This is a genomic window from Pleomorphochaeta sp. DL1XJH-081, from assembly GCF_049310885.1.
Taxonomy (GTDB): Bacteria; Spirochaetota; Spirochaetia; order Sphaerochaetales; family Sphaerochaetaceae; genus CAYZJV01.
Genome location: NZ_JBMDYO010000016.1, coordinates 1 through 10,121 on the forward strand (window position 1 = coordinate 1; position 10,121 = coordinate 10,121).

12 protein-coding genes are annotated in these 10,121 nt (G+C 56.5%); all 12 read right to left on the reverse strand.

All coding sequences use genetic code 11. The annotated features are described in order from the left end of the window. The coding region (locus ACODJP_RS13610) for a hypothetical protein (protein ID WP_422482420.1) at window positions 1–599 on the reverse strand (599 nt) is incomplete at its 3' end. 262 nt (window positions 600–861) lie between these two features. Next, window positions 862–1,653 (reverse strand): hypothetical protein, encoded by a 792-nt coding sequence (locus ACODJP_RS13615; RefSeq protein ID WP_422482422.1) that lies wholly within the window; start codon window positions 1,651–1,653, stop codon window positions 862–864. 320 nt (window positions 1,654–1,973) lie between these two features. Then, window positions 1,974–2,423, reverse strand: a complete 450-nt coding sequence (locus ACODJP_RS13620; RefSeq protein ID WP_422482424.1) for a hypothetical protein — start codon at window positions 2,421–2,423, stop codon at window positions 1,974–1,976. A gap of 6 nt (window positions 2,424–2,429) precedes the next feature. Beyond that, complete coding sequence (locus ACODJP_RS13625) at window positions 2,430–3,389, reverse strand: phage tail tube protein (protein WP_422482426.1); 960 nt, start codon at window positions 3,387–3,389, stop codon at window positions 2,430–2,432. An 18-nt stretch (window positions 3,390–3,407) separates the two neighbouring features. After that, entirely contained in the window at window positions 3,408–3,866 is a 459-nt protein-coding gene (locus ACODJP_RS13630; protein WP_422482428.1) for a hypothetical protein, read from the reverse strand. Then, window positions 3,863–4,381: a hypothetical protein gene (locus ACODJP_RS13635; protein ID WP_422482430.1), complete on the reverse strand. Its 519-nt coding sequence runs from the start codon at window positions 4,379–4,381 to the stop codon at window positions 3,863–3,865. Before ACODJP_RS13635 ends, ACODJP_RS13630 begins: the two co-directional genes overlap by 4 nt. Window position 4,382: 1 nt before the next feature. After that, window positions 4,383–4,928 carry a hypothetical protein gene (locus tag ACODJP_RS13640; protein WP_422482432.1) on the reverse strand — a complete coding sequence of 182 codons (546 nt, stop codon included), beginning with the start codon at window positions 4,926–4,928 and terminating at the stop codon, window positions 4,383–4,385. A 63-nt stretch (window positions 4,929–4,991) separates the two neighbouring features. Beyond that, window positions 4,992–5,519, reverse strand: coding sequence for a hypothetical protein (locus ACODJP_RS13645; protein ID WP_422482434.1), 528 nt, complete (start codon window positions 5,517–5,519; stop codon window positions 4,992–4,994). Between the two features lie 12 nt (window positions 5,520–5,531). Further along, window positions 5,532–6,734, reverse strand: coding sequence for a phage major capsid protein (locus ACODJP_RS13650; RefSeq protein ID WP_422482436.1), 1,203 nt, complete (start codon window positions 6,732–6,734; stop codon window positions 5,532–5,534). A gap of 11 nt (window positions 6,735–6,745) precedes the next feature. Beyond that, a complete protein-coding gene (locus ACODJP_RS13655; protein WP_422482438.1) occupies window positions 6,746–7,474 on the reverse strand; it encodes a head maturation protease, ClpP-related in 729 nt (242 codons plus the stop codon). Further along, window positions 7,407–8,735, reverse strand: coding sequence for a phage portal protein (locus tag ACODJP_RS13660; protein WP_422482440.1), 1,329 nt, complete (start codon window positions 8,733–8,735; stop codon window positions 7,407–7,409). The genes ACODJP_RS13655 and ACODJP_RS13660 overlap by 68 nt, the downstream gene beginning before the upstream one ends. An 18-nt stretch (window positions 8,736–8,753) precedes the next feature. Continuing rightward, the coding region (locus ACODJP_RS13665) for a terminase large subunit (protein ID WP_422482442.1) at window positions 8,754–10,121 on the reverse strand (1,368 nt) is incomplete at its 5' end.

Genomic DNA, 10,121 nt, shown 5'->3' on the forward strand with positions numbered 1-10,121 from the left:
TCCCCATCAGCCATCATCGCCGAGTACTCTCCGAGCTTGTCGATCACCTTGTCGACCGCCGCTCCGTGTGCGAGCTCGTCCTTGGTGAGGCCATCGAGCTCGATGCCGAGCTTTCTCAGCTCCCCGGTGGCCCCGGTGTAAGAATCCAGCAGGTTCATCATCGAGCCGTTGAGGTCCTTGCCCGTCACGTTGGACAGGTACACTGCAGCCTCGGAGATGCTTTCAATTTCGTCGGCACTCTTGCCCAGGGCGGCCAGCTGGGCGACCATGGATTCGATATCGCCCTTGCCAGAGAGTGTCTGGCTGCTCAGCCGCTCGACCACGGCGGTAACCTTCTCATACGAGGTGCTGTCGCCCAGTGCGAGGGCGAGTTGCTTGTAGGATCGTTCGGCAGCGGAGAACTCGGAGAATGTTGAGCTCACCGCGCTTCCCAAAGCCTTCACTGAAGCGATGATCGCGGTGGCGGCGAAGGCGCCTTTAAGCACTCCACCCAGTTTGGTTGCAGCACCCTTGAGGCTTCCCAGGTCGGCTGCAGCTGATTTGACAGCCCCTCCGATATCGTTCTGGCCTTTGATGATGACTTTCGCTTGTGCTGCCATGGTTGTGTTCCTCCAGTGTTTGGACGAAAGAAGAGCCTGCTCGGCGGCAGGCTCATTAGTTTCGTTTCATAAGTTGGCTATGGTTTTTTCTTGGATCACTGATGCAGGGGTAAGCAAAATCCCTGTGCATCGGATACCGCAGGGATGTGATGATGCTAAATAATCGATCAAATCAATGATGCCGGATTGCCCTTCGTTCCAGGCTTTTCCTACTATTTTCTGGCATTCCTTTCATGAATTCGGTTGTAAAGGTGCAACCTGTTCAATTTGCAGGCATTCCTAACAAACTTTGCAAGACAACATACTTTTCATTCTCCGCCAGAGCAGAAAATATCAGGTTTTCCCCTCTGTTTTTGTCATAGAGTTCAATAGAGTAGCCAATCTGCCAGAAGCACATATCCATGAGTTTCATGGGCGGGTAGGGAGTTGAAGGGTCATCCAAAGTAGCTAATGTGGTCCCTGCAAGATGGCTGCTGATCTCATCCCATTTGGACCAATAATACCTCACGATCTCCGAGTATGAATTAGAGCCGAAGTATTGGGTTCCTTCGAATGACTTGACACCGGTTTTGTAGTACCTGTCGGTTGCAGGGACGGAGCCGAAGGTTCCTAAAAGAACTTTGGAAACAAGGGTATCAGTGATGGAACCGACCCCATAGGCACGTGAAAATGCATCCCAGATGACTTTTATGGCATTCCAATGTTTCTGAAGTGTTTCAATATTCAACGCTTCATCGTCTTGGTCGCTTGGAAAACTTAAAAGCAAATCATTGCTTCTATCATCAAAAAGAATATTAACGATTTCCAGCTGAGTCCTATAGTCTCGGTCTTGAAGGAAGGAGTTCCTAAACATCCCCCAGCTAGCAAGATAATTTGAAAGATGGAGGGCTAGCAGATCATAGTCTACGGTACGCCTTTCCAACAAGTCTCTACGGGCTTTAGCGAATGCAAGGTAACAATGTTCCCATGATCTGTACCGGTGATTTTTCCCTTTCGATTCTGCAAGGTATCTTGCGATGGCTTTGGCCGCGTACTCAGGATTCAGGTTGATCATGTATTTCTCCTTGCCTCATGCCGTTCCCTTGGTTGTGAAACCAGCAAATCATACCAGGCTCCTGTATGACACGTCAAGAAAACATTTCGGGTATGCAGTCCGGTTCCAGGATTCACTGGTGAGACTGGATTGAATGTAGGCTTGTGATTAGTGTTTTTGTGTCATTTTCTTAGCCTGCTCATGCAAATGCCGCCGATAGTTGAGCTGGATGAGCTTGAGGATCTGCATGCTCATGTACGGCTGGTCCATCAGGCTGCCGGCGAATGGCAAGTGCCTGAAGTCCCCGCTCTCAGAATCGCAGCAGGGCAGATAGATATCGGTTATGTAGAAGAGCCAGTGGCCGTACTCGCTGTAGAGCTCGGCGCTACGCCTTCCGTTGAATACCTCGCAGCAGAGGGACGCGATCTGCCTCCGCTCGCGTCCGCACGGGAAAAAAAAGCGGCATGGGTGTATTCGTTGACGACCTTCACCGTCAGATCCAGCGACTCGAACACCAGTGAGGCAACTTCGCGGTTGTCCATCTTGCGCTTGGCATCCGCATCCTCATAGAAGTTGTGATCAACCAGGATTGAGGGAAGCAGGTCGCGAAGGAGGGTGAGCGTCTGGTTCTCCCCCTGCTCGGAGGCTTCCTTTAGACGGAGCATCTCCAGGGTGGGCAGCTCCTTGAGCACGATGTATGCCTCATCGTCCGCCTTGAGGCCAACCAGTGTTCCCACTTCGATGCGTACCTTCTGGATACAGACGTCGTAATGTTTTGTCTTGATGAACATATCTTCTTATCCTCCGTAGGGTGTCGAAATCTTGTCGGTGATCACGATGGTGATGGGCTCTTCGGTGCCCACACTGAGCGCCTCGCCTGCAACGGTAGAGCTGAGTATGCCCGTTCCCCCGACATTCGCATCCACCTCGCTGATCGCCACATGCGAGAGGGTGATGGTAATGCTGTGCCCTGCACCAGGGGATGAGAAAGTCAGCTCTACAGAAGCGTTTTCCTCGCTGGTCAGGTACGAGCTCTTGAGCATTTCAACCTCGGCGCTGTAGGGGATCTCGAAGTTGATGGTGACGCTGCGTTTGCCATGCTGCGGTTGTCCTGCATACAAACCTGAGGCATAGGTTCTTGGCGCACTCTCCAGTGCATTGTCGATCTTCAGCGAAGCACTGGTGATGTCGAACGTGCTTCCGTTGACCGTGAAGGTCGCATTGGTGCATCGGTACGAGGGGATGCTAAAGCTCTTCAATGCCTGATCGATGGTGCCGCTTTCCTCGGTGGTCCCTTTGAGGTCCATGCTGCCCTTCACGTAATCGCCGGCCGCGCAATCCAGGCTGAGGGCGCTGATGGTGCACCCCGCGTAGCGCTTGATTGCCGCCTTGCGGTCAATGGTGAAGGTGAGGCTGGGAAGCGCTTCGTTCACATCGCACAGGGCGATGGTGTGGGTGTACGCATCCGTTTCTCCCACCTGGGCGCAGGTATCTTCTCCACCCAGGGCGGCGTGCAGGATGAGGCCAGCCGATTCAGGTCGGAGGATGAAGCTCACCGAGCCCTCCACCGTAACCGCCAGCAGACCCCGGTTCGTAGCCGTCTTACTTCCCAGCAGCGAGCCCTCATCACCTTTCTCGACAGCAACCTTGATGCTTTCACTGGTCAGGTCGACCAGAGTCGTGGGACTGGCAGCTTGGGCGAAGGAGCTTTCCTTGCCTGCCTGCAGCCGCGATCCCGTTCCTGTGTAAAATGCCATATGCGTTTCCTCTCTTGTTTAGAATTCCTTGGACCACTGCAAGTCGATGCTTGCCTCGATGGCGGTGACCGTCGTGCTTGCCGTGACCGCCGGGTAGTAGTCCATGTCGGTGATGCGCGCGTCCTCGATGAATCCTCCCAGCGTGGGGTCCCCTCGTAGGAGCAGGTACAGGGCTCCATACAGTGCGAATACCCGCTTGACCAGAATCGCGTTGGGCGCGCCCTTACAGAGGAGAAATACGGTTGCGCGCATGGTGGCCAGGTCGCTATGCATCCCCAGCGGCTCGAGGTTCTCATAATCGGGTTGGATGTAGAACATCGTGGGACGTCGCATATTGTCCACATCGGGAAAATCGATCTCTATGTTCTTATCATCGAAGTGTTCGATGGAAATCCCCTCCTCGCTCTCCTGCAATTCGATCAAATCAGTGGCAATCACCGCCTTGAGCCTTTCGAGCACCTGCATCTCGGTTATCATCGTTTACTCTCCTTTTCGATGCGCGCCACCTCCCGCTGCACCAGCTGATCCAGTTTCGTCTTGAAGGCCGTCGTGCTCAGGTACTTCTTGACCGGAGCGGCCACGAAATCGCGCTCGGGAAGCTTCACCGAGTGCACGCGCACCCACTTTCCGTCCTTCTGGAATGTGAGGTATCCTCCATCCTTGGCAGTGATCCGAGCTCCCTTGGCCAGCGCGTAACCGTAGAATACTTTGGTCTCTTGTGAGGAAGCCTTGGCCTCCACGATGACCGCTTTGCCGCTACGGATCACCCGGCGGCTGATGCTTTTGTACAGCGCCCCACTTCCTTTGGCTAGGCCGTGGGACTTGTAGGCCTTACGCACCTGGGCTCTTGCGGCCGTGCCGATGCCGCCCAGGATACGTCGCATCGCCTTGTGCCGCTTCGCCCCCAGACCCTCGAGGTAGGAGAGTGCTTCAGCCAGATCGGTCTCGACCGATACGCTTTCAGTGCTGTATCGTTTCCGTCTGCCGGCCATGTCAGAACCCCAGGATGCGCAAGCTGTCCAGCGGTTGGAGGTACTTGCGGTAGTTGCTGTAATTGACGAACGTGCGGCTGTTGTCGGCAAAGCTCTTGCCTGTCAGGCCGATGTTCCCCCCGGTCTCGCTGAGCATGAGCGTGGCGATGCGTAGGATCGAGACGACGATCACCGAAGGCATCTGCTCGATTTCCCATCCAGCGGTGTAGCTGAGGCGGATATTGTCTTCCCCGATGGGGAACTTGGTGGTGTGATCCACAAAACGGATATGATCGTCACACGGTGCCACCAGCGTGGTATCCACTTTGACCATCCCCACAGTGAGCGCTTCGACACTGGTGATGTTGCGCGCACGTAGGTACAGGCGACGGGAACCAGAGCCCGAGGCGACCACATCGGTATACTCCTGCTGCTTCGGATCGAAGCCCAGGTACGAGATCACGATATCCTCAGCGGTACAGAGGAAGGCGCCCTTGAGCTCTACGGCCTCGCTTGCGTCCTCATAGTTGCCGCTGTAGGTGTTGAACATGGCGATACTGGCAATCATGCGCTTCCTCCTTCATCGAAATGATGGACACCCCAGCTTTCACCGGGATGCCCCCAAAATTTCTTATGCTTCGTTTACCGTCACCGTGATCGCCTCGCTTGAGACATCACTGAACGCCTTGGTGGCTCCTGCGGTTGCCTCACTGACGACGCAGTAGTAGTACGAAGTTCCCGCGCTCGCCGTGGGAGCGGCGTACGTGGCCCCCGTCGCTTCGCTGATGAGTGTTCCTCCGGTGTTGGTCGCACCTGTATTCGCATACCATTGGTAGGCCAACTCTCTGCCGTCAGAAACGTCTGCTTGTACTTCTAGGACGAGCGTTTCCCCGACGAGGGCTGCCTCCTCGGCCTTCGCGATCGCCACCTCCAAGGTCGGCACCATCGGTTCGACCAGGCCCGCGGTCTTGAGGTTGTCGATCAGGACGTTCAGGTCCTTGACCGCGTTCGCCGCGGTGGAGGCCCCCGATGCCGGAATGTAGGGTATCGGGCAGGGTCGCTCGTCGGTGATGATACAGTCGGCAGCGAGGATGACCTCGCCGCCGATGACCGTCTTTTCACCGCCTTGCTCGCGGTAGTTCTTCGTGTTGTATCCCATCATATGCCTCCCTTAGGCCTTCTGCTGCAGGACCTTGACGGCCTCGCCAAGGATCAGTCGTCCATCCACACGTTGGGACCCGAGGAATCCCACCTGCCCGGTCGGAGCAAACAGTTCGCCCAGGCGCTTGAAGGTACGTCCCTGGCGGTCGGCGATCCAGTAGTACGAGAAGTCCCCGAAGGCCAGTGTCTTGGCCCCGCTTGCGATTTCGGGCATATAAGCCGAGGTCTTCACCGGACAGCTGAGGATGGTGTCAGGGGTGCCTGCAGTCAGCGAAGGCTGCCAGATATACTGTCCGTTGCCGTCCTTGAGTTTGCGAAGCGCCTTGACGGTGGCATCGTTGGTCACCCACACCGCATTCTTGCGATACGGAGATCGCAGTGCATAGTACAGGTCGATGACCTCATCGGCATGCAGGGCGGTCGCGGAAGCCGCGTTGACGCCAATTTGAGCACCTCCGGTGGCCGCGAGGATACCCAGGGGCTTGCCCGATCCGTCCCCGGTGAAGAACGCCGCCTCTTCCTTGGCTCCGATGCGGCGGGCGAACTCGGTGGCGATGTAAGACTCGATGTCGAACACACTGTCGTTGATGAGCTCCTCGGACACCTTGATGATCGTACCCAGCTTGTAGGCGCTGATGGTCACCTGCCCGAAACTGTCGTCGCTCTCAGGATAGGTTCCCTCCTCATCAATCCATGCCGCCTCACCCTTGGATGCGGAAATGGGAATCTTGCGATCGCCGCTGGCGGTCTGGATGATTCTGGCAATTGAGCGGAACAGGTTCTCCTCCTCAAGTGCTTTGATGAGGGTGTGCTCGAACTCGTCGGGCACCAGGTAGCCGCCTTCGGTGTCGGTTCCCACCTGCAATGCGTTACGCAAATCGGGTGCGTTCTCGCGGCGTCTGAGGTGGTTCCAGAATGCCTTTCGATACTCGTCCGAAGCGCGTCCTGCTTTCTTCTCAGCCTTCTGTGCTCCATCGGGGCGGCTGGTGATGGGAGAGCCCACGTGTGCGTTCAGCTCGCGCTCGAACGCCTCGATGCGCTCTTGGCGCTCGATCTCGTGGCCCAAATCCACGATCTCAGCCTCCATCCGTTCGTAAGTGCTCCTGTCCTCGGCGCTCAGGATGCCCTTGTCGTTGCGCTTCGCATCAAGAAATGCCTTCGCCTGTTCCCAGGTCTTCGCGCGCTGAGCACGCATGTCGTTGATCTTTCCCATTGTGTTGTCTCCTATTGGGGTTTGATGAGATTCAGTCGTTTTTCAAGCTCGCCAAGGGCGGCTCTGCCTTGTTCAGGTGGCTCCTGGTCCTCTGTGATTGCATAGGTTTCGGTGATCTTGTTCAGCAGCGAGAGCTGGGAGGTGCGAGTGGAGAATGCATACGAAACCCCGTTCGAAACTTTCTTCGCATCCTCGAGGATCGCATCGGCGAAGCCCAACTCGATGGCCTTCTTGGCATTCATCCACGTCTCGTTGTCCATCAGGTGGCTGATCTTCGCCCGGGTGAGATTTGTCTTGATCTCGTAGGCATTCACGATGCTTTCCTTCACCTCATCGAGCATGCCGATGGCCTTTTGCATGTCCTGATGGTTGCCATAGGCGAGCGTCATGGGGTTGTGGATCATCATCAATGCGGTGGGCGCCATGAGCACCTTCGTGCCTGCCATCGCGATGACCGAGGCAGCACTTGCTGCGATCCCGTCGATCTTCACGGTGATTGCCCCCGGATAATCCATGAGCATCGCGTAGATGCGACTCGCTGCGATGCAGTCCCCACCGGGGCTGTTGATCCACACGGTCACCTCGCCGCTGTCGGCGAACAGCTCGCTTCGGAACTGCTCGGGGGTGATGTCATCATCGAACCAGCTCTCCTCGGCGATCGTGCCCGAAAGCTCAAGGATTCTCGCTCTGCCTTCGTCTTCGCTCTGGTTTTTCCATTGCCAGAACTTCTTGTTCTTCATTACTCTCCTCCTGGGATGTGTTGGTAACCTTGTCTGCGAATGCCCCTGCCCGAGAGAGGGGGAGCATGTTTCCGTTGATGAGGTAGAGGTTTCCTCCGTCCTCGTCGTCTATGAGGTCCATGTCCTCCAGCGTTCGGATATCGTTGGCGCTCATCCATCCGTTCTGACGCGCGGTGGCATACCCGCCCATGCGGCTCTGGTAGTCGCCACGCAACAGCCCCTCGACATTGAAGCGGAAGAAGTGCGTCTTCTTCTCACCAGCATCCAACAGTGCACGCGAGAGAGATTGCTCCCAGCGGATGACCCACGGATCGAGAGTGTATTTGACGAACTCCAACGACTGTTGCTCGATGTTGCTGAACGAGGACTTCTCCAGGTCCCCTACCATGTGAGGGGGGACGCGGAAGATGCGTGCGATCTCGTTGATCTGGAACTTGCGTGTCTGCAGGAACTGCGCCTGCTCAGGTGAGATCGAAATCGGCGTGTATTTCATTCCCTCTTCGAGCACCGCAACCTTGTGCGAGTTGGAAGAGCCGCCGAACTGGCCCTGCCACGTATCACGCAGGCGTATAGGGTCCTTCACTGTTCCCGGGTGCTCCAGCACCCCGCTTGGGGCAGCGCCGTTGGCGAAGAACTTCGCCCCATACTCCTCGCAGGCGATCGCCATACCGATGGCATTCTTTGCCATGGCAATCGGCGAGTAGCCCACCAATCCATCAAAGCCGAGTCCCGGTATGTGCAGCACCTCTGAGGCATCGAGCACCACCGAAGTGCCTTTCATCGTCGGCGCATCCTCGGCACTGGTGGTGTATTGGTAGTAGAGTTTGCCACTCTTGTCGCGGTCCACCTGCATGCGGTTGGGCATGAGCGGGTACAGTGCGGCCACCTGGCCCTTGCCGTTTCTAATAATCTGCGCATACGCATTTCCCCAGAGCAGCAGGTGGGTCATCAGTGTCTCGCGGAACACGAAGCTGGTCATCTCCGCATTGGGCTCGCTGTGCAGCAGGGTGTACAGCGGATGCTCGGTAGCCTTGTGCTTGCTCGCCTCATCGTCGTGACGATAGAGGTGTAGCGGCAGACCTGCTATCGCCTCGGCCAGGATGCGCACGCAGGCATAGACTGCCGTCATCTGCATCGATGATCGTTCGTTCACCGCCTTGCCGGATGTCGAGCCTCCGAACAGGAAGCTGTATGAGGAAGCGCTGGTCCTGTTTTGCGGCTTGTCACGCGTTCTGGTGACCAGCTTGGATATGAGTCCCATAGATGTATCTCCTGATTCCTAGATGTAGAGGATGCCTCGATTCTCGTAGACCGATTCGTGCAGATCGTTGCCGCACCGGATCGCCCGATCCAGTGCCATGATCGCAGCCACGGCCCCGTCGATCTTTTCGGTGGATTTTTGTTTGTCGGGCTTGATGTTCCCAGCAGGGTCGGTGCGGATGAAGATGTTGTCCACCATCCAGCGGAGCACCGGGTGCCCCGCATGGGCGAAGGTGCGCTCAAGCACCAGTTTCATCAGTTCCTTGGTCGGTGGGCTCATGTCCTTGAACCCCTGGCCGAAGGGAACCACCGTGAAGCCCATGCCCTCGAGGTTTTGCACCATCTGCACCGCTCCCCAGCGGTCGAACGCGATCTCTCGAATGTTGTACTTCTTTCCCAGATCCTCGATGAAGGCTTCGATATACCCATAGTGGACCACGTTCCCTTCGGTGGTCTGGATGAACCCTTCGCGCTCCCACACATCGTAGGGTACATGGTCACGCCGCACGCGTAGATCGAGAGTTTCCTCGGGAAGCCAGAAGTAGGGTAGCACCGAGAACTTGTCCTCTTCATCCCGCGGTGGGAATATCAGGGTGAAGGCGGTGATATCAGTGGTGGACGAAAGATCGAGTCCTCCGTAGCAGATCCTTCCTTCCAATGCCGTCTCATCCACCGGAAAATCGCAGAGGTCCCATTTCTCCATCGGCATCCAGCGCACTGCTTGTTTGACCCATTGGTTGAGCCGAAGCTGACGGAAGCTGTTCTCCTCGGCGGGATTCTGGCGTGCACTTTCACACGCTGCCTTCACCTTCTCCAAGGCGATGGTATGTCCCAGCGAAGGATTGGCCTTCTTCCAGGTCTTCGGGTCCGTCCAGTCGTCGTTTTCATCAGCTCCGTAGATGACCGGGTAGAAGGTCTTATCGTGTTTTCTTCCCTCAAGAATATCCTTGGCCTTCTGATGTTGCTCATAGCAGATCGAATGCTGGTCGGTGCCCGCGGTGGTGATCAAAAAGAACAGCGGTTGGGTACGCGCATCACCCGAGCCCTTGGTCATCACGTCAAAGAGCTTTCTATTCGGTTGGGTGTGCAGTTCATCGAAGACCACCCCATGGATATTGAATCCGTGCTTGGAGTAGGCTTCGGCGCTCAGCACCTGATAGAAGCTGTTGGTCGGCAGGTACACGATACGCTTGGTGGCCGCCAGGATCTTCACGCGCCGGTTCAGCGATGGACACATGCGCACCATGTCCGCTGCCACTTCGAATACGATCGAGGCCTGCTGCCGGTCGGCTGCGCATCCATAGACTTCAGCGCGTTCCTCGAAGTCGGCGCAGGTCAGCAGCAGTGCCACCGCGGCGGCGAGCTCGCTCTTGCCATTCTTCTTGGG

Bases quoted from the DNA above. Each gene is read 5' to 3' on its own strand.
- ACODJP_RS13615 (WP_422482422.1), bottom strand. From the start codon at position 1,653: ATGATCAACCTGAATCCTGAGTACGCGGCCAAAGCCATCGCAAGATAC.
- ACODJP_RS13620 (WP_422482424.1), bottom strand. From the start codon at position 2,423: ATGTTCATCAAGACAAAACATTACGACGTCTGTATCCAGAAGGTACGC.
- ACODJP_RS13625 (WP_422482426.1), bottom strand. From the start codon at position 3,389: ATGGCATTTTACACAGGAACGGGATCGCGGCTGCAGGCAGGCAAGGAA.
- ACODJP_RS13630 (WP_422482428.1), bottom strand. From the start codon at position 3,866: ATGATAACCGAGATGCAGGTGCTCGAAAGGCTCAAGGCGGTGATTGCC.
- ACODJP_RS13635 (WP_422482430.1), bottom strand. From the start codon at position 4,381: ATGGCCGGCAGACGGAAACGATACAGCACTGAAAGCGTATCGGTCGAG.
- ACODJP_RS13640 (WP_422482432.1), bottom strand. From the start codon at position 4,928: ATGATTGCCAGTATCGCCATGTTCAACACCTACAGCGGCAACTATGAG.
- ACODJP_RS13645 (WP_422482434.1), bottom strand. From the start codon at position 5,519: ATGGGATACAACACGAAGAACTACCGCGAGCAAGGCGGTGAAAAGACG.
- ACODJP_RS13650 (WP_422482436.1), bottom strand. From the start codon at position 6,734: ATGGGAAAGATCAACGACATGCGTGCTCAGCGCGCGAAGACCTGGGAA.
- ACODJP_RS13655 (WP_422482438.1), bottom strand. From the start codon at position 7,474: ATGAAGAACAAGAAGTTCTGGCAATGGAAAAACCAGAGCGAAGACGAA.
- ACODJP_RS13660 (WP_422482440.1), bottom strand. From the start codon at position 8,735: ATGGGACTCATATCCAAGCTGGTCACCAGAACGCGTGACAAGCCGCAA.